Genomic DNA, 18,945 nt, shown 5'->3' with positions numbered 1-18,945 from the left:
TCTGCCGGTGCCGCCCTAATTCATTTCGTTGGTGCGCGTCAGAGCTTGTAGCTGAGCTTCAGCCAGGCGTTGCGCGGGTTGCCCTGCGTGTAGCCGTTGTAGGCGCCCAGGCCGTTGTAGTAGCGCTTGTCGCCGAGGTTCTCGATGTGCAGCGAGGCGCTCAGGCGGTTGTTGATGTCGTAGCGCGCCATCAGGCCGAACAGCGTCAGGCCGCCTTGCGAGGCGCGGCCGAGTTCGTTGAACTCGTCGTAGTAGATGCCGCTCTGGTAGCTCACGCTGCCGCCGACGGTGAGCTTGCTCCACTCGCCCGGCAGGCGGTAGCTGGTGGCCACACGGAACAGGCGGCGCGGGTACTGCGGGTTCAGCAGCACGCCGTCGGCGTCGCGCTTGGCGTGGTAGGTGTAGCCCGCGAGCATCTGCAGGCCCGGCAGCACTTCGCCGGCGGCGGTGAGCTCGAAGCCCTTGCTCTTGGCGCCCTGCACCGCGCGGTACGGAATGCCGCCGTCGGGCAGCAGCGAGCCGGCGCCGGTGTCGATCACGGCCAGGTTGGTCTCGCGCGTCTTGAAGATCGCGGCGCTGGTGTTGAGCTTGCCGCCGAAGTGCTCGCCCTTCAGGCCCAGCTCGATGTTCTTGCCGCGCTGCGGCGCGATGAGCGAGTTGTTGCGGTCGCGCACCGTGTTGGGCTGGAAGATGTCGGTGTAGCTGCCGTACAGCGAGAGTTCCTTGCTCACGTCGAACACCACGCCCAGGTAGGGCGTGACCACGCCGTTCTCGCGCATCGAACTCACGCCGGTGCGCCGCCAGGTGGTCCAGTCGAGCGTGGACGCATCGGACTTGTACCAGGTGCCGCGCGCGCCGACGATGAGCGACAGCGGCTCGGCCAGCTTCAGGCGGGTCGAGGCGTAGATGGCTTTCTCGGTGGTGTTCAGCGGCGCCGTGTACAGCGGGTACGAGAAGGAGGTCGGCTCGGGGAAGCTCTGCAGCTGGTAGAAGTTCAGCGGCCGGCGGTCGATCATGCGCGGCACGGCGCCGCGGGTGTACACCGTGGCGTCGTAGGTGTTGTAGCTCATGCCCACCACGGCCTCGTGCGTCTGGCCGAAAGCCTCGAACGGGCCCTTCAGGTGCACGTCGAGGGCCTTGTTGGCACCTTCGGCGGGGTTCTCGCGGATGTCGATGGTGGAGGCGCCGGTGCGCGCGTTGATTGCGCGGTAGATGCTCAGGTCGCCCGAGGCGCGCTCGCGCTTGCTCTTGAGGTAGCTGGCGTCCACCTTCAGCTGCCAGCCTGCGCCCAGGCGCTGGTCGAGGTTGGCGAACAGCTTGTCGCTGTACATGTCCCAGTAGCTCCACGGCGCGCTGGAGTTGAACGAGCGCGGGAGGTTGGTGCGCTGGCCGTTGCTGAAGAACAGCGGGCTCTGGCCGTAGTTGGCGCCGTCGATGGCGGTCTTCTGGTGCTCGAAGCCCACCGACAGGCGCGAGCCCGCCGCGAGGTCGACTTCGAGAATGCCGTACAGCGCGTCTTCGCTGCGCTTCTTGTTCTCGATGAAGCTCTTGCCGTCGGTGCGCGAGGCCATGAAGCGGCCGCGCACGGTGCCGTCGGCGTTGAGCGGGCCGCCCACGTCGATCTCGGCGTTGTAGCGGCTCCAGCTGCCGATGCCGCCCGAGATGTGACCGGCGAATTCGGAGGTCGGGCGCTTGCGCACGAGGTTGATGGCGCCGCCAGGCGAGCCCACGCCGTTGAGCAGGCCGGCCGCGCCGCGGATCACCTCGACGCGGTCGTAGAAGGCGGTGCTGATCATGCTCGACTCGCCAGCCACGCTGTTGAAGCCCAGCGTGGGCACGCCGTCGATCATGGTGCTCAGGGCGAAGCCGCGCGAGGAGAAGGTCACGCGCTCGTCGTTGCGGTCGGCCACGATGCCGGGCGTCTGGCGCAGCACGTCCTCGAGGGTGACGAGGTTCTGGTCCTCGATCTGCTGGCGGCCGATGACGCTGACCGACTGCGGCGTTTCGCGCAGCGACAGGTCCATGCGCGTGGCACCGGCGGCGGCGCGCGTGGTGTACGAGCCCGTGCCTTCGGTGGTGCCGTCGGTGGTGGCCTGCGCGGCCACGGTCACGGCCGGCAGCGTGGACGCGCCGGCCGTGCTCTGGCGCTGGATGGTGACGCGCGTGGGGCCGTTGCGCACCGCCACGAGGCCGCTGCCGGCCAGCAGCCGGTCGAGCGCCTGCTGGAAGCTCAGGCGGCCCGACACCGCCGGTGCGGCCAGGCCCGAGACCACGTCACCGGCGGCGAGCACCTGCACGCCGGTCTGGCGCGACAGCTCGTTGAGCGCGGCGCCCAGCGGCTGGGCGGGGACGTTGATGTCGCGTGCTTGTGCAGCGGCCTGGTCGGCGCCCTGGGCGGCGGCGAGGCCGCTCCAGCTGGCAAGGGCGGTTCCGAAGGCGGCGGCAAGCGCGGCGCTCAGGAGTCGGTGGCGAGGCGAGAAACGCATGGGTGAAGGCTCCAGACAAATAAATCGGTGCGGCATGAAACGGGGGCGCGCCGCAGCCGTCGATCGGATGCGGGGTGCTTCTGGATGTAAGACGTTTGAACTCGAAAAAGAGAGACAGGCCCGTGACAAGGCATCGGCCGCCGCGTCGATGCGGGCCGAAAACGAGCGGGAAAAAGGAGCGGCGCGCCGGCGGGCACGCCCGGGTCAGCGCGCCTGCAGGCGCACGCTGCCGTCGGGCCGGGCCACCGCCACCAGCGGCAGGATGGCCGGCAGCGCGTCGAGCAGGCCGGCCGAGTCGTTGGTGCGAAAGCGCCCCGAGAGCCGCATCGCGTCGATGCGGGCGTCGGCGCCCACGATGGGCGCGCTGCGGTAGCTGTTGACCGCGGCCAGCGCGTCGCCCAGCGGCGTGTTGTCGAACACCAGCCAGCCGTCGCGCCAGGCCGAGAGGGCGGCGGTGTCGGCCTGGCGCACCGGGTCGGCGTGGCCGTCGCGCACCTCGAGCATGTCGCCGGCGCGCAGGTCGACCACTTCGCCGCTGCGTTCGGTGCCGGCGTGGCGCAGCACCTGCACGCGCACATGGCCGTGCTCGACGCCCACGGTGATCGGGCCGCCGCGGTCGCGCACGGTGAAAGCGGTGCCGACCACTTCGATGATCGCCTCGCGCGTGCGCACCACGAAGGGCCGCTCGGCGTCGGGCGCCACATCGAAGCGGACCTCGCCGCGCGCCATGTCGATCATGCGGCGGCGGCGGTAGAGCGTGACGTCGACGGCGCTCTGGGGCGCGAGGTCGAGGCGGCTGCCGGCCGAGGCATCGGCGGCATCGGCCAGCGTGACCTTGAGCATCCGCGCGTTCGGCGTGCGGTACGTCGCCTGGAACACGGGCTGCTGCCAGTACCACTGCACGCCGCGCCCCGCGACCACGCCGGCGCCGAGCAGCCCGGCGACTGACAGCAGCATCTTGCGGCGCGAGGGGTTGCGTGGGGCCGGTGCGGGCACGGGTTCGTCGAAGTGCGCGCGCAGATCGTCGGCCATGCCGCCCAGCGCGTTCCAGCGCTCGCGCGCCTCGCGCACGGCGGCGGCGTGTTCGGGCGAGCGGGTGCGCCACTGGTCGAGCGCGAGTCGGGCGCTGTTGGCGGCCGGGCTCGGCGGCGCGATCTCGTCCTCGACGATGAGCGCGAGCGCGCGTTCGATCAGCCGTTCACGCGGAACGACCGCTGTGGCCGCACGGCTCATGAAAAGTCTTCGGCCAGTGCGGTGTCGAAACCGGCGTGGCTGTTCACCGCCTGCGGCTCGATCAGTTCATGGCGCAGCTCGGCGAACACGCGCGAGCAGTCGATGGTGGCGCGCAGCAGGTGCTTGGCGACCGCCATTTCGGTGATGCCCAGGCGCTGCGCGATCTCGGCGCGCGAGTGGCCGTAGGCGCGGAACAGCAGGAACACCTCGCGCCGGCGCGGCGGCAGCTGTTCCATGGTTTCCACCACGCGGCGCAGCACGCGGTGCTGGGCCACGACGTATTCGGACGAGGGGGCCGTGAGGTGCGTGCCCACGACGGCATGCGAGACGGCCCACTCCTGCGCCACCTTGCGGTGGCGGGCTTCGTCGATGCACAGGTTGCGCGCCACGCGGAACAGCAGGGCGCGCGGCGACTCGATGGCGGCGCCGTCACGCAGGCCGAGGGTGTGCGTGTACACGCGCTCGAAGCTGGACTGCGCGATGTCGGCCGCATGGTGCGGGTCGCGCAGGTCGCGCGTGAGCTGCCGGCGCAAGTCCGCGTAGTGAGACACAAGTTCCTGGACGAGGTCGCGCATCCGGTCGCCTTCTCGCAAGCATCGACAAAGGACCCCTGGGCCGATGGCTGGTGCGCGCCGGTGAAGAGGAGGCGAGGGCGCTGGCTTCGGTGACCCCGGGGATGGGGTGAATAAGAACTATTCTTATTGAGTGTAGCACCGAAGCCTGGCGTTTCCGTGGCTAGACCACGGGCGCGGCGTGGGCGGGGCGCTCCGCGGCGGGGGCCTGTGGTGCCTGCGCCGTGTGCCGCGGCGTGGCGTTCAGCAGCGCCTGGCCGATCTCGTCGGAGCGGATGGCGGTGACCGACAGCAGCGTGTCGCTCAGGCCGTGGCTGGTCTCGCAGGCGCCCTGCAGGAAGATGCCCGGGCGCAGCGCCGGCGTGCCCTGCACGCGGTAGTCGCGGTCGACCGAGAAATCGCCCAGATAGGGCGCCAGCGGTGCCAGCAGCGTGCGGTGCGCGTCGCGGGCGTAGCCGGTGGCGAGCACCACGGCGTCGTAGGCCTTGTCGTGGCGCGCGCCGGTGTTCAGGTCGTGCAGCGACAGGTGGATGCCGTCCTGCGCGGCCCGCACGGCCGACACCTCGTGCCGCCGCAGGAAGCTGTGGCGCGTCGAGCCGGCCACGCGCTGGCGGTAGAACACGTTGAAGATCTGCTGGATCAGCTCCAGGTCGGGCGCGGCGTAGTTGGTGTGCCAGAACTCCTCGAGCAGCTCGGCGCGCTCGTTCACCGAGCGGTTGAACACGAAGTCGGTGAAGTCGGTGTTGAAGATCTCGTTCACGAACGGGCTGTCGTCCGAAGGCTTGATGGAGCGCGCCCGCATGATCAGGTCGACCTGCGGCTTCGCCGGGTGCGACTGCAGGTCCATGAAGATCTCGGCCGCGCTCTGGCCCGCGCCCACGATGGCGATGCGGTCGGCGCCGGGGTGGCGGGCGATGGCCTCCAGATAGGTGCTCGAATGGAACACGCGGCCGTCGTCGCGCAGGGGCTGGAAGCGCGCCGGGATGTTGGCCACGCCGCCCACGCTCACCACCAAGTTGCGCGCCAGGCGCTCGCGCACCGCGCCGTTGGCGTCGCGCGAGCGCACGCGCAGCAGCGAGACCTCGTTGCCCTTCATTTCGGGCACCACCTCGAACACGGCCTCGCCGTAGGCGCAGCGGTCTTCGAACTGCGCCGCGGCCCAGCCGAGGTAGTCGTTGAACTCGTGGCGGCTCGGGAAGAAGGTCTTGAGGTTGATGAAGTCCTGCAGGCGCTCTTTCTCATGCAGGTAGTTCAAAAAGGTGAAGCGGCTCGACGGGTTGCGCAGCGTGGCCAGGTCCTTCAGGAACGAGATCTGCATGTGCGCGTTGTCCAGCAGCATGTTGCGGTGCCAGACGAAGCCCGGCTGCTTCTCGATGAACAGCGCATCGACGAAGTGGCCCTTCTGGCGCTTCTCGTCGAGCGCGATGGCCAGTGCGATGTTGGACGGGCCGAAGCCGACGCCGATCAAGTCATGGATTTGCATGGATGTCCTCCAGGGATGGCTCGTGTCGACGAGCCGGGGCCGGCGAAGCGGCGGTGGGGTCGGCGCGCGGAATCCACAGCGCCTCGCCGAAGAAACGCTCGCGCCACAGCACGCCCAGCAGGGCGCGCTTGTGCGGAAAGTCGAACTCCTTCACATGGGCGTAGCCGCAGCGGCCCAGGCTCCGGATCATTTTTTCGTTGTCGGCGCGCGGCTCGATCACCAGGCGCTGCGTGCGCGGGTCGTCCAGGAAGAGGTAGTGCGACACCGACGGCATCCAGGCCGTGAGAAAGGGCTTGCCGCGAAAGCGCGCCTCGCCCACCAGCGCATGCCAGCCGCGGTCGTGGTCAGCGGCGTCGTAGAAGGGCGCGATGCGGTCTTCCTTCGCCCAGTAGGCCTCGAAGTAGCCGAAGGCCTCGCCGTCGAAGCGACCGACGAGGCCGGTCACGCGCGGGTCGGCCGCGATGCCTTCGAGGTACTGGCGGTGGCGCGCGAGGTCGCCTTCCTCTTCCCAGAAATGCGCGACCACGGGGTCGTTCATCCAGCGGTTGAAGGCGGGCAGGTCGCGTTCGATGTCGACCGTGTCGAGCGTGAGCGTCTGGCCCAGCCACGGGATGTGGCGGCGGTACACGGTGCCTTGCGGCTTGGCGGGGCGCAGCGGATGGCGCTTGCCCTGCGTGACGACGAAGCGCTGGGCGAAGGGCTCGCGCGGCTGCGGCAGCCAGGCGCGCGGCCATTGCCAGAAGGCCTCGCGCGCGACCGTGGGCAGCGCGCCCTCGGCCGGCGTGACGATGCCCGCGTCCACCAGCCGCGTGCCGGTCGGCAGCGGCGACTGCAGCGCGAGCTGCCGCGCGGCCGGGTGGCGTTGGAAGGCCGCCTCGATCGCCGCCAGCAGGTGCGCTTCGTCAGGCTCGCCCGCGCAGGCGCCCAGCCATTCGAGGCGCGGCGTGCCGGGCTGCGCGCGCAGGGCCCAGGTGCTGCCGTGGCGGTCGCCGTCGTGCGGCGTCACCTTGAGCACGGTGCCTTCCAGCCGGACGTCCAGCACCCGGCCTTCGGGATGCGCGTGAAAGCGCCATGCAGTGTCGTGGGCGGTCAAGCAAAACCTCCGGGGTGTGGTCGATGTGTGTGGGATGCAGAAGGAAGACGCGGGCTGCGGCCGGATGTTTAGTCGGCGGTGCTTGCACAGCGCTCCCGCTCGAACTCGGGCGAGAGCGGACACGCGCCGCAATAGCCCAGCCGCGGCACGAGGTAGTAGAGGCAGCACTGGCGGTGCAGCGTGACGGGCGGCGCGCTGCGGTCGGCCACGCGCACGCCGCGGCGCGCGGGCATGAACATCGGGTTGTCGCGCGCCTCGCCGCCCGGTTGCGGCCAGGTCGGGCGGTGCAGCAGGTGCTCGAGGTCGGCGGCCACGGCGGGCGCCTGGCCGCTCATGCGCAGGCCTTCTTCCAGCACCGGCTCGAGGTAGCGCACGGCGTTGCCCCAGAGGATCTTGGGCGCCAGCCGCGTGAGCTGCGCCAGCCGCGCGAACAGGGGCGCCAGGTGCGTCCACAGCAGCACGTCGTAGCGCGCCGCCGTGTCGGTGCCGGGGCGCGGCGTGCCGAGCTCGACGATGTGGAAGCACTCCGGGTCGCCGTCTGCGTCGTCGAGCGACACCCACACCTGTTCGGGCCTGACCGGAAAACCGTGCTGCAGCAGGCTCGCCGCGGCGGCCACGGGCGGCAGCAGCGCGTGCAGGTAGTTCATGCTCCAGGCGGAGGCGACCGCGCGCAGGTCGCGCTCCGGCATGTTCAGCGTGCGCGCCTTCAGGCGCAGCAGCGCCAGCAGGCGCGGCGGGTCGGCCAGCAGATCGGCCACGCGCACGGCGTCGGGCGGCGGGTGCGGGGCGCAGGCCAGCGTTTCGCCGTAGGGCGCCCACTCGCCCTGGAAGATCGGCGCGAGCAGCGGGATCACGGGGCGGGGCCGAAGGTGGCGTGAAGAAGAAGGCGCACAGGCATGCAGCAGAAGACGCGCCGGCGGGCCGGAAATTTAGTCCGCGCAGGCCCCGCGCCTAAACAGCCTGCCCCACGGAGCGTCTACTCACTCATCGACAGCAGTGCAGGCGTGCGAATCCCCATGAGCTTCCCGAGACACCGTCCCTCCGATCCGGCCTTCAGCATGGCCTGGCGGCTCTTTCGCGAGCTGCACGACGCACCGTCGCCCGAGCGCGCCGAGCAGCTCGTGGCCTGGCTCGGCCAGGACCCGAGCCACGTGCGCGCGCTCGACGAGGCCCTGACGCTGTGGGCGCTGGCCGGCGCCTCGGTGGTGGAGGCTGCGCGCGAGGCGGGGGCGCAGCCGCTGCTGCAATAGGCGCTGCGCCTTCCTGCTAAACAAGCAGGCCCGCCGAACGTCATTGCAGGGAGCCCGTCTCCCTTTGCAACGAACCGTCCGCCGCATGAACCTCACACCCGCCAGCGCCCCCGCGTCCGAACTCGTCCGGCTGTTGCGGCCCTACTTCCCGTGGATCGCGCTGTCTACCGTGACCGGCATCGGCGCGGGCATCGCGACCGTCGCGCTGCTGGCGACCATCAACCAGGTGCTGCATCGCCCCGGCGGCCTGGCCGGCGGGCTGCTGCTGACCTTCATCGGCCTGTGCGTGGTGGCGCTGGTCGGGCGCGCCACCTCCGACATGTCGAACAACGTGGTCGGCCAGCGGCTCGTGGCGCAAGTGCGCAAGAGCCTGGCGCTGAAGATCCTCGCGGCGCCGATCGATGCGCTCGAGCGTTACCGCATGCACCGCCTGATGCCCGTGCTCACGCAGGACGTCGACATGATCAGCGACGTGGCCTTCATGCTGGCCTCGACCATGATCGCGCTGGCTGTTTCCCTTGGTTGCCTGGGTTACCTGGCGTGGCTTTCGCCGCCGCTGTTCGGCCTGCTGCTGGGGGCGCTGCTCGTGGGCATCACCGTGCAGAGCCTGGCGCATGCGCGTGGCATCTCGGGTTTCTTCAAGGCGCGCGAGCAGGAGGAGGCGCTGCACAAGGCCTACCGCGGCATCAGCGAAGGCGCGAAGGAGCTGCGCATGCACCGCGCGCGCCGCGCCAAGGTGTACGAGCAGCAGGTGGCGCACACGGTGGAACGCATCCACGACATCAACCGGCGTGCCATCAACATCTTCGTGCTCGCCTCGTCCTTCGGTTCGGCGCTGTTCTTTCTGCTGATTGCACTCATCCTCGGCTGGGCCGCGTTCCGCGACACCGCGCCCGTCGTGCTCAGCGGCTTCGTGCTGGTGCTTCTGTTTCTGAAAGGGCCGCTCGATCAGGTGGTGGCGGCCCTGCCGCACCTGGGGCGCGCGAAGGTGGCCTTCGAGCGCATCGGTGACCTGTCGGCCCGCTTCGCCACGCCCGAACCGCACCTGGACCTGCACGCACCGCCCGCCACGCCCGTGCTGCACGACGCCATCGAGCTGCGCGGCGCGCGCTATGCGTTCCCGGCGGTGGAGGGCGCGGAGCCCTTCGTGCTCGGCCCGGTGGATTTGCGCATCGGGCGGCGCGAGATCGTCTTCGTCGTCGGCGACAACGGCTCGGGAAAGACCACGCTCATCAAGCTGCTGTTGGGCCTGTACGCGCCGGTGGATGGCGAGCTGCTGCTCGACGGCAAGGCCGTGACGCCGCAGACGCGCGACGACTACCGCCAGCTCTTCACCACCGTGTTCTCCGACTTCTACCTGTTCGAAGACCTCGTGGCCGGTGAAGAGGGCGGCCACCAGGCGCTGCCCGAAACCGCCTTGCCCTACCTGCAACGGCTGGAGATCGCGCACAAGGTGTCGGTGAAAGACGGCGCCTTCAGCACCACCGACCTGTCGACCGGCCAACGCAAGCGGCTGGCGCTGGTGCATGCGTACCTCGAAGGCCGGCCGGTGCTGGTGTTCGACGAATGGGCCGCCGACCAGGACCCGGCCTTTCGCCATCTGTTCTACACCGAGCTGCTGCCCGAGCTGCGCGCCAAGGGGCACTCGCTGGTCGTCATCTCGCACGACGACCGCTACTTTCATGTGGCCGACCGCATCGTCCACATGAAGGCCGGGCGCATCGCGCAAGCCACGGAGGCGCCGGCGCCGAGCCTCGCGGCTTGACCCGTTCGCGAAGCGGGTGCTAGTGTGGGGTTCGCTTCGAACGAACCTCCACAACAGAAAGAACAGGCTTCCTCATGCACCTTCGCTCCACCCCGCGTTCATGGACGCGCGCCGCCTGCCAGGGCGCCGTTCTGGCCAGTGCCTTGCTCGCCGCCAGCGCCATGGCCCAGAAGCCGCACCAGGGCGTGCTCGACGCCGCCACGCAGCAAAAGGACGAGACGCTGCAGCTGCTGGAGCGCATGGTCAACATCGATTCGGGCTCGACCAACACCGAGGGCCTGGCCAAGGTGCGCGAGATGGTGGCGGACGAACTGCGCAAGCTCGACGCGCGCATCGAGAGCTTTCCCGCCGAGCCGCACCCGGGCACCAACCTGGTCGCGACGCTGACCGGCCAGGGCAAGAAGAAGATCCTCATCCTGGCCCACATCGACACCGTGTTCAAGGACGGCACGGCCGCGGCCAAGCCCTTCTACATCAAGGACGGCCGCGCCTACGGCCCCGGCGTGATGGACAACAAGGGCGGCGTCGTGGCCGGCCTGCAGGCGCTGAAGATCCTGCAGAAGATCGGTTTCAAGGACTACGGCCAGATCACCTTCCTGATCGACACCAACGAAGAGACCGGCTCGGTCGGCACCAGCGCGCTCATCGAGCGCGTGGCCAAGCAGCACGACGTCGCGCTGAACCTCGAGCCGGGCCGTCCGGCCGACGGCCTCGTGGTCGAGCGCAAGGGCTCGGCCACGGCGCTCATCGAGGTGAAGGGGCTCGCGTCGCACGCGGGCGTCGCGCCCGAGGCGGGCCGCAACGCCGCGATGGAGGTCGCGCACCAGGTCCTGCAACTGTCGAAGGTGGCCGATGCGGCCAAGAAGACCACGGTCAACTTCACGGTGCTCACGGCCAACGGACCGACCAACGTGATCCCCGCGTCGGCCAGCGCCAAGGGCGACGTGCGCGCCGCCACGCCCGAGGAGCTCGACCGCGTCGAGAAAGACCTCACGCGCATCGCGCAGAACAAGCTCATCCCCGAGACCGAGGTGCGCGTGCGCCTCGTGCGCGGCCTACCGCCGATGCCGCGCTCGCCCGCGTCGGACAAGCTGGTGCGCATGGCCGAGGGCATCTACGGCGAGATCGGCAAGAAGCTCACCATCGAGAGCAGCGGCGGGGCCGCCGACGCCAGCCTCGTGGCCGGTGTCGGCGTGCCCGTGCTCGACGGCTTCGGCATAGTGGGTGGCGGTATCCACACGCCCGAGGAATACGCCGAGGTCGAGAGCGTGGTGCCGCGGCTTTATCTGCTGTCGCGGATGCTCATGGACCTGAGCGCGAACTAGGGTCTGTTGCCGGGGCCTCAGCCCCGCTTTGGAATGCCCAGGCCCTTCACCACCGCCGGCCGCGCCACAAAGGCCTCAAGCACGCGCGCGACGTTCTTGAACTCGCTGAAGCCCACGAGGTCGCCGGCCTCGTAGAAGCCGATCAGGTTGCGCACCCACGGGAAGGTGGCGATGTCGGCGATGGTGTACGTGTCACCCATGATCCAGGCGCGGTTGGCGAGGTGCTTGTCGAGCACGCCGAGCAGGCGCTTCGACTCGGCCACGTAGCGGTCGCGCGGGCGCTTGTCTTCGTAGTCCTTGCCGGCGAACTTGTTGAAGAAGCCGAGCTGGCCGAACATCGGGCCGATGCCGCCCATCTGGAACATCACCCACTGGATGGTCTCGTAGCGGGCCGCCGCATCCTTCGGGATGAACTGGCCGGTCTTTTCTGCGATGTACAGCAGGATGGCGCCCGATTCGAACAGCGCCAGCGGCTGGCCGCCCGGGCCGTTGGGGTCGAGGATGGCGGGGATCTTGTTGTTCGGGTTGAGCGACAGGAACTCCGGCGACATCTGGTCCTGGGTCTCGAAGCTCACGAGGTGCGGCTCGTAGGGCAGGCCGGTTTCCTCCAGCAGGATCGACACCTTCACGCCGTTGGGTGTGGGCAGCGAGTACAGCTGCAGGCGCTCGGGGTGCTGCGCGGGCCATTTCTTCGTGATGGGGAAGTGCGAGAGATCGGTCATGGGGAAAGTCCTTGGAAGGAAGGTCGGCAACGGCGAGCGCCGGATTCTGCACGGGTCAGGCTGGCGGTGTGCGCGCATGGCCTTGCAGGCGCGGCAGCACCTCGCGGCCGAGCTCGTCGACCACGTCCTGCGCGGGCCGCCGGCTGCTGCGCGCGAGGTTCAGCAGCACGTGCGCGACGCCGGCGTCTTCCATGCGGTCGAGGTAGTCGACGAGCGCGTGGCGTCCCGTGCGCAGGCCGAGTTCGATGGGTTCGGCGGGCGCGTCGGCATCGTCCAGCAGGTCGAGCTGCAACGATTGAATGAAGGGCTTGGCTTCGCCGCCCGCGCGTTCGCGCAGCGCGGTCTGCCACAGGCCGATGCGGCCCTGCTGGCGCGCTTCGTCGCGGTGGTAGGTGGCCCAGCCGTCGGCGTGGGCGGCGGTCCATTGCAGCGACTGGCGCGCCGAGCCCACCACCAGCATGCCGATGCGCGCGGCGGGTGCCGCCATGAGGTCGTGGCCGCCGGTGGCTTCGTGCAGCGCAGCGCGCTCGTGCGCATCGGGCGAGAGCGCCGAGCGCACCAGGTTCCAGCGTTCGCGGAAGACGTCGCCGCGCAGCGCGATGTCCTGCTGGAAGATGGCGAACTCGGCTTCGCGGTCGCCCGAGCCCAGCCCGAGGATGAAGCGGTCGTTCGACAGGCGGTTGAGCGAGAGCGCGGCCTTGGCCACGTGCAGCGGATGGCGCAGCGGCAGCACGGCGGCGGCGGTGCCGAGCGCGATGCGCTGCGTGGCGGCGGCCAGCGCGGTGAGCCAGATGAAGGGCTCGTCGAGCACCGCGGTCTCTTCGCCCTGCGGCAGCATCACGGGCACGTCGCGCGTCCACAGCGCGGCAAAGCCGAGCGTGTCGGCCAGCCGGGCCAGTTGCAGTTCGGACGCGGGGTCGGCCATCGCGCCGTGCGGGCGCGCCAGCGGCGTCATCAGGCCCAGGGTGAGGCGCCCGGCGAGCAGCGTCTGCCGGTAGGCGGTGTTGAACGGCGCCATGGCGGCGTCAGGCGCGCCGCTTGCGGGAGGCCGGCGCGGTGGTTGCGGCGGGGGCGGTGAACAGCCGCTCGATCGACTGCCGCACGTCGGCCTGCATGTCGGCGATGGCCTTGGTGTCGCCCGAGAGGTGCTTGAGCAGCGCCTGCAGGAACAGCCCGTCGAAGAGGGCGTAGCAGGCCGAGGGCGGCAGGCCGGGGGCTTGCCCCGAGAGTTCGGCGAAGCGGCTCATGATGCGCCAGATCATGTCTTCGAGGCTCTTGTCGATCTGCACCACGTCGTCGTGGAAGGCCGCTTCGAACAGCGCCTGCGAACGCAGGTCGTACCAGAGCCGGTGCACGTGGCCTTCGCCCAGCAGCGTGTCGCCCAGGCTCTGCAGGAAGCCTTCCATGAGCTCGTCATACGTCGTGGCGGTGTCGACCGCGTGGTCGTAGCGCGTGACGCAGCGCGCCTTGTACTGCTTGACGCTGCAGACGATGAGGTCGACCTTGTCGCTGAAGTAGTAGTGCAGCACGCCATGCGAGAACTCGGAGTTCTGCGCAATTTCGCGCAGGCTGGTGCGCGCGTAGCCGAGCGTGGCCAGCGTGGTGAGGGCGGCTTCGCCGAGCTCGGCGCGGCGCTGCTCGAACTTGTCGGCCGGTGCCTTCTGCACCCGCCCGGCGTGCTTCTTTACCCGTGAATGAGTGGTCATTTCTAGCCAGGCCGCAGAGTGCCGGCCGCTGTGTTTCCTGGTGATTGCAAACCATAGCACGCGGCGTGGGAAATCCCTCGTACGTGCATTCCAGAGGCATTTTACGAAATTTGGGCAGTCGTCAAAAAAATTCTTGACACTCGTCAAGTCGATTCCTAGCATGACCGCTCCATCTCATACACATATCCACAGGAGACAAGTGATGGCCAAGTTCGACTTGACGGGGCGCAAGGCCCTGGTGACAGGGGGTGCGCGCGGCATCGGCGCGGGCATCGCCCAGGCGTTGGCGCAGGCGGGTGCGTCGGTGATGATCGGCGACGTGCTCGCCGACCTGGGCAAGGAGACCGCGCAGCGGCTTTCCGCAGAGGGAGCGAAGGTGGGCTTCGTCCCGCTCGACGTCACGAAGGACGGCGATTGGGCGGCTGCCACCGAAGCCACGGTGAAGGCCCTCGGCGGCTTCGACATCCTGGTCAACAACGCCGGCATCGAGATCACCTCGCTGGTGGTCGACGTCGACGGCGACGACCTGCGCCGCATGCTCGACGTGAACGTGGCCGGCACGCTGCTGGGCATGAAGCACGCCTTTCGCGCCATGCGCCCCGGCGGCAGCGCGGGCGGCGGCGGGGCGGTGGTCAACATCGCCTCGGTCGCGGCCACCATCGCCTTTCCCGCCATTGCCGGCTACTCGGCGACCAAGTCGGCGGTCGACCGCGCCACGCGCGTGGCGGCCATGGAGTCCGGCAAGCTGGGCTACGGCGTGCGCGTCAACTGCATCTACCCCGGCCTCGTGCCCACCGACATGGGCATGAAGCTCGCCAACGACATCGTGGCCGCGGGGCTCGCGCCCAGCGTCGAGGCCGCCGTGGGCGACGTCATCGGCCAGACGCCGCTGGGCCGCCTCGGCGAGATCGGCGACATGGCCGACGTGGTGGTCTTCCTCTGCTCCGATGCCGCCCGGTTCATCACCGGCGCGGGCCTCGCGGTGGACGGCGGCATGGGCATGTGAGCGATCAACCAGGAGAGAAAAAATGAGCAGCAGCAAGAAGAAACCCGTCATCGTCTACGGCGCCTCCGGCTACACCGGGCGCCTGGTCTGCGAGTACCTGCGCGAGTACCACATCCCCTTCATCGCCGCGGGCCGCAGCGCGGAGAAGCTCGAAGCGGCGATGAAGTCGAACGTGCCCGGCATCGAGACCGCGGACTACGAAGTGGTCGAGGTCGCGCACACGGTTGAAGCGCTCACCGAGCTCTTCACCGGCGCCTCGGTGGTGCTCAACACGGTGGGGCCGTTCGCCAAGTTCGGCCCCGAGGTGGTCGATGCCTGCCTGGCCGCCGGCTGCCACTACACCGACACCACCGGTGAGCAAGACTGGCTCATCACGCTCGACCAGAAATACGGCGCCAAGTTCGCGGCGGCCGGCCTGCTGCTTTCGCCCGGCCTGGCGCAGATGTACACCACCGGCGAAATTGCGGCGCAGCTGTGCCTGGAGACGCCCGGCCTGGACACGCTCGACATCGCCGTGTTCTGGGGCGGCAGCCCGACCATCGCGTCGACGCAGACCATCCTGGTGAACGCGGCCACGTCCAAGGCCTTCTACCTGGAGCAGAACCAGTACGTCGAGTGGCAGCCCGACGCGGGCCTGTACCACCTGTCGATTCCCGGCCAGCATGAAGCCGCGCTGGCATTGCCCTGGGGCGGCACCTCGCACCCGGTGTGGTTCAAGCGCGATCCGCGCGTGGCCAACGTGAAGGTGCTCGGCGGCGTCTTCAACAAGCCGCTGATGCTGGGCGTGCCGCAGATCGTGGCCGCCGCGCTCAAGGCCACCGAAGGCATGAACGACGAAGACCGCTATGCCGCGCTGGCCCAGACGGCCGCGGGCGTGATGAACACCATGCCGCCACGCGAGAACCCGCGCATCAACAAGTCGGTCGACTCGGTGCATGCCTCCGGTCCGCTGGGCCGCGCGCACTGCGTGATCTTCGGCAACTGCAACTACAAGCAGACCGGCCTGCTGCAGGCCTACGCAGCGGCCTCGCTGCTGCAGCAGGCACCGCGCCGCGCCGGTTTCGCCTCGGGTTGCCAAGCCTTCGGACACCGCGAGCTGCTGGGGGCGCTGCGCAGCTTCGGGCTGGTGCAGGAACCCGTGCTCACGCGGATGGGCTGACGCGCATGCGCCTCGTCGACTACCTCGACAAAGGCGCCCAGCAGGGCGCCGATTCGCCGTGCCTCACCATGGGCGACGCCGACCTGAGCTACGGCCAGGTGCAACGCATCAGCTGGCGCGTGGCACGCGGCCTGCAGCGCGCGGGCATCCAGCCCGGGGACAAGGTGGCGGTGCTCTCGAGCAACGACGCCCTGGCCTTCGCCACGGTGTTCGGCATCTCGCGCGCCGGTGGCGTGTGGTGCCCGATCAACCCGCGCAACGAAGCCAGCGAGAACGCCTTCGTGCTCGATGCCTTCGATTGCGCCTGCCTCGTGTTCCACAGCAACTACGCGCCCATGGTCGAGCAGATGCGCGCGCAGCTGCCGAAGCTGAAGGCGCTGGTGTGCCTCGACCAGCGGCAGGCCTTCGCGCCCGCCATGGACGAATGGCTCGACGGGCTGGACGATGCGCCGATCGACATCGCACCGCCCGACGACGTGGCCATGATCGCCGGCACCGGCGGCACCACCGGCCAGCCCAAGGGCGTGATGCTCTCGGGTGGCAACCTGGAGGCCATGTCGGCGCTGACCCTCATGGGCTACCCGTTCGAGGGCCGGCCCGTGTACCTGGCGCTCGCGCCGCTCACGCATGCGGCCGGTGTGCTGTGCCTGCCGGTGATGGCGCTGGGCGGGCGCGTGGTCATCATGCCCAAGCCCGACCTGAGCGAGTTCCTTTCGCTCATCGAGCGCCGGCGCGTCACCCACACCTTCCTGCCGCCGACGCTGATCTACATGCTGCTGCAGCACCCGGAGCTGGCGCAGACGAAGCGCGACTCGCTGCAATGCTTCTGGTACGGCGCCGCGCCCATGTCGGCCGCGCGGCTCGAAGAGGCGCTCGACAAGATCGGCCCCGTCATGGCCCAACTCTTCGGCCAGACCGAGGCGCCGATGATGGTCTCGATGATGCCGCCGCGCGATCACTTCAACGCCGACGGTTCGGTGGCCCGCCAGCGCCTGGCCTCGGCGGGGCGGCCCGGGCCGCTGGTGCAGGTCGGCATCATGAACGGCGAGGGCGCCTTGCTGCCCACGGGCGAGAGCGGCGAGATCGTGGTGCGCGGCTCGCTCGTGATGCGCGGCTACTACAAGGACCCGAAGGCCACGCAGGAGGCCTCGCGCCACGGCTGGCACCACACGGGCGACATCGGCTACCTCGGTGCAGATGGCTTCCTGTTCATCGTCGACCGCGCCAAGGACATGATCATCTCGGGCGGCTTCAACGTCTACTCGGCCGAGGTGGAGCAGGTGCTGATGCAGCACCCCGATGTGCAGGACAGCGCAGTCGTCGGCCTGCCCGACGAGAAGTGGGGTGAGCGCGTGGTGGCCGTGCTGCAGCTGCACGCGGGCCGCAGCGTCGATGCCGAGGCGATCAAGGCTTTCGTCAAGTCGCGCATCGGCAGCGTGAAGGCGCCCAAGCAGGTCGAGGTGTGGGCCGACCTGCCGCGCTCCAAGGTCGGCAAGGTGCTCAAGAAGGAAGTGCGGGCGTCGCTGCTGCAGAAGCTGTCGTCATCCTGATTCAGTCGCGCTGGTAGTGCCCCTGGTGCGCCTGGCGCAGCTCGAACTTCTGGATCTTGCCCGTCGAGGTCATCGGCAGCGCGGGCACGAAGACGATGTCCTTGGGCACCTCGAAGCCGCCCAGGTGCTCCTTGCAGTGCGCCGTGAGCGTGGCCTCCGAGAACTCTGCCGGCGCATCGGGCCGGCGTGTGACGAAGGCCGTGATGGCCTCGCCCCAGCGCTCGTGCGGCAGGCCGACCACCGCCGCGTTGAGCACGCCCGGGTGGCGCAGCAGCACCTCCTCGACCTTGAGCGAGGGCACGTTCTCGCCGCCCGACTTGACCATGTCCTTGAGCCGGTCGAGAAAGATCAGCTGCCCGTCGTCGTCCAGCTTGCCCAGGTCGCCCGAGTGGTGCCAGCCGAAGCGCTGCGCATGCGCCGTGGCCTGCGGGTCTTTGTAGTAGCCGAGCATCACGTTCGGTCCGCGAAAGACGATCTCGCCGACCTGGTTCGGCGCGAGCAGCTCGCCCTCGTCGCCCATCACCGCGACCTCGTTCACCAGCGTGCCCACGCCCCAGTACGAGCCGAAGCGCTCACGCTGCTGGTGCGTCTCGAAGATGGTGGCGCCGGGGTACATCTCGGTCTGCCCCGAGGCCAACGCGAAGTTCGGGCACAGCGCGTCGAGCAGGCGCAGCAGCAGCGTGCGCGACATCGGCGCCATCGCATACACGCACAGCCGCAGGCTCGACAGGTCGCGCGACTCGCGCTGCGGGTGGGCCAGCAGCGCGCCGTACATCATGGGCAGTCCGACCGTCACGGTGATCCTGTGGCGCTCGATGGCGGCGAGCATCGCGCCGGGGTCGAAGCCGCGCAGGATGACGTTCGTGCCGCCCACCGCGAGCGCCGACATCAGCACCGTGTGCTGCCCGCAGTGAAACAGCGGCAGCACGTTGCTCCACACGTCGTGGTGCGCGGGGCCGCCGCCCCATTCGAGCATGTTGCTCTGGAGCACCGAGTGCACCGAGGCGTGCGAATGCATCACGCCCTTCTGGCGGCCGGTGGTGCCGCTGGTGTACATGATGAGCGCGAGCTGGTCGCTGTCGATGGCCACGTCGGGCAGCGTGGCGGGGCCCTGTGCGATGGCCTGCGCCACGGTGGGCACGCCGGGCGGCGGCGTGTCGCCGTCGAGCACGCACAGCAGCGGCGAGACACCCGCCGTTTCCAGCAGCTGGCGCAGCTCGGGGCGCGCGTGCAGCGCGGTGTCGATCACCAGGTGCCGCGCTTCGGCGTGTTCAAGGATGTAGCCGATGGCATCGACCGCGAGCGCCGTGTTGATCGGCACCCACACGAGGCCGGCCTTCTGGATGCCGAGCAGCGCGACCACCATCTCGATCGAGTTGTTGCACAGCATGCCCACGCGCTCGCCGCTTGTGAGGCCCAGGCCCAGCAGGTGGTGCGCGAAGCGGTTCGATGCGGCGTCGAGCTCGCGGTAGCTCATGCGGTGCTCGCCCTCGATGAGCGCGGTGCGCGCACCGAAGCGCCGCGCGCTGCGGTGGATCACGTCGCCCAGCGCGATGCGGGCGATGCGCTGGAAGGAGGAAGGGGAGGGCTCGGGG

At 69.5% G+C, this 18,945-nt stretch carries 16 protein-coding genes; 6 read left to right on the top strand and 10 right to left on the bottom strand.

Annotation, left to right across the window (positions count from 1 at the left end; all coding sequences use genetic code 11):
- Nucleotides 1-38: 38 nt before the first annotated feature.
- From AC07XP_RS05875 to fhuF, 6 genes are all read right to left on the bottom strand, one after another.
- Entirely contained in the window at nt 39-2,486 is a 2,448-nt protein-coding gene (locus AC07XP_RS05875) for a TonB-dependent siderophore receptor (protein WP_495264086.1), read from the bottom strand.
- 204 nt (nt 2,487-2,690) lie between these two features.
- On the bottom strand, nt 2,691-3,719 hold the full coding sequence (locus AC07XP_RS05870; protein ID WP_159275879.1) for a FecR family protein: 1,029 nt from the start codon (nt 3,717-3,719) through the stop codon (nt 2,691-2,693).
- Entirely contained in the window at nt 3,716-4,294 is a 579-nt protein-coding gene (locus tag AC07XP_RS05865; RefSeq protein ID WP_070062439.1) for an RNA polymerase sigma factor, read from the bottom strand. The genes AC07XP_RS05870 and AC07XP_RS05865 overlap by 4 nt, the downstream gene beginning before the upstream one ends.
- Nucleotides 4,295-4,454: 160 nt before the next feature.
- Entirely contained in the window at nt 4,455-5,774 is a 1,320-nt protein-coding gene (locus tag AC07XP_RS05860) for a lysine N(6)-hydroxylase/L-ornithine N(5)-oxygenase family protein (protein ID WP_495264085.1), read from the bottom strand.
- Nucleotides 5,761-6,867, bottom strand: a complete 1,107-nt coding sequence (locus tag AC07XP_RS05855; RefSeq protein WP_492699253.1) for a GNAT family N-acetyltransferase — start codon at nt 6,865-6,867, stop codon at nt 5,761-5,763. The genes AC07XP_RS05860 and AC07XP_RS05855 overlap by 14 nt, the downstream gene beginning before the upstream one ends.
- A gap of 68 nt (nt 6,868-6,935) precedes the next feature.
- Nucleotides 6,936-7,721 carry a siderophore-iron reductase FhuF gene (gene fhuF / locus AC07XP_RS05850; RefSeq protein WP_495264084.1) on the bottom strand — a complete coding sequence of 262 codons (786 nt, stop codon included), beginning with the start codon at nt 7,719-7,721 and terminating at the stop codon, nt 6,936-6,938.
- A gap of 162 nt (nt 7,722-7,883) precedes the next feature.
- On the opposite strand from fhuF, the gene AC07XP_RS05845 reads away from it, so the two are divergent.
- The 3 genes from AC07XP_RS05845 (at nt 7,884) to AC07XP_RS05835 (ending at nt 11,207) form a co-directional block, all read left to right on the top strand.
- Nucleotides 7,884-8,117, top strand: coding sequence for a hypothetical protein (locus AC07XP_RS05845; protein ID WP_070062443.1), 234 nt, complete (start codon nt 7,884-7,886; stop codon nt 8,115-8,117).
- A gap of 85 nt (nt 8,118-8,202) precedes the next feature.
- The gene (locus AC07XP_RS05840; RefSeq protein ID WP_487848198.1) at nt 8,203-9,882 is read left to right on the top strand and encodes a cyclic peptide export ABC transporter; all 1,680 of its coding nucleotides are present in this window, start codon (nt 8,203-8,205) and stop codon (nt 9,880-9,882) included.
- 74 nt (nt 9,883-9,956) lie between these two features.
- Nucleotides 9,957-11,207: a glutamate carboxypeptidase gene (locus AC07XP_RS05835; protein WP_447746383.1), complete on the top strand. Its 1,251-nt coding sequence runs from the start codon at nt 9,957-9,959 to the stop codon at nt 11,205-11,207.
- Nucleotides 11,208-11,224: 17 nt separating this feature from the next.
- Here the strand turns inward: AC07XP_RS05835 and AC07XP_RS05830 are convergent, their stop codons facing one another.
- Genes AC07XP_RS05830 through AC07XP_RS05820 form a run of 3 tightly spaced genes read right to left on the bottom strand, consistent with a single transcriptional unit; the run spans nt 11,225 to nt 13,635 of the window.
- Complete coding sequence (locus tag AC07XP_RS05830; RefSeq protein ID WP_495264083.1) at nt 11,225-11,929, bottom strand: glutathione S-transferase N-terminal domain-containing protein; 705 nt, start codon at nt 11,927-11,929, stop codon at nt 11,225-11,227.
- 55 nt (nt 11,930-11,984) lie between these two features.
- On the bottom strand, nt 11,985-12,947 hold the full coding sequence (locus tag AC07XP_RS05825) for a TIGR03571 family LLM class oxidoreductase (RefSeq protein ID WP_495264082.1): 963 nt from the start codon (nt 12,945-12,947) through the stop codon (nt 11,985-11,987).
- 7 nt (nt 12,948-12,954) lie between these two features.
- Nucleotides 12,955-13,635, bottom strand: coding sequence for a TetR/AcrR family transcriptional regulator (locus AC07XP_RS05820; protein ID WP_493193592.1), 681 nt, complete (start codon nt 13,633-13,635; stop codon nt 12,955-12,957).
- 202 nt (nt 13,636-13,837) lie between these two features.
- Here AC07XP_RS05820 and AC07XP_RS05815 point away from each other — a divergent pair, with 202 nt between their 5' ends.
- Genes AC07XP_RS05815 through AC07XP_RS05805 form a run of 3 tightly spaced genes read left to right on the top strand, consistent with a single transcriptional unit; the run spans nt 13,838 to nt 17,350 of the window.
- Entirely contained in the window at nt 13,838-14,641 is an 804-nt protein-coding gene (locus tag AC07XP_RS05815; protein ID WP_095746287.1) for an SDR family NAD(P)-dependent oxidoreductase, read from the top strand.
- A gap of 22 nt (nt 14,642-14,663) precedes the next feature.
- Nucleotides 14,664-15,800, top strand: coding sequence for a DUF5938 domain-containing protein (locus AC07XP_RS05810; RefSeq protein WP_159270827.1), 1,137 nt, complete (start codon nt 14,664-14,666; stop codon nt 15,798-15,800).
- Between the two features lie 5 nt (nt 15,801-15,805).
- Nucleotides 15,806-17,350 carry an AMP-binding protein gene (locus AC07XP_RS05805; protein ID WP_495264081.1) on the top strand — a complete coding sequence of 515 codons (1,545 nt, stop codon included), beginning with the start codon at nt 15,806-15,808 and terminating at the stop codon, nt 17,348-17,350.
- A gap of 1 nt (nt 17,351) precedes the next feature.
- On the opposite strand, the gene AC07XP_RS05800 is transcribed toward AC07XP_RS05805, so the two are convergent.
- Nucleotides 17,352-18,914: a class I adenylate-forming enzyme family protein gene (locus tag AC07XP_RS05800; RefSeq protein WP_495264165.1), complete on the bottom strand. Its 1,563-nt coding sequence runs from the start codon at nt 18,912-18,914 to the stop codon at nt 17,352-17,354.
- Nucleotides 18,915-18,945 lie beyond the last annotated feature (31 nt).

Source organism: Variovorax sp. GW531-E2 (assembly GCF_059423125.1).
This window is presented reverse-complemented; position numbering and strand designations above follow the sequence as displayed.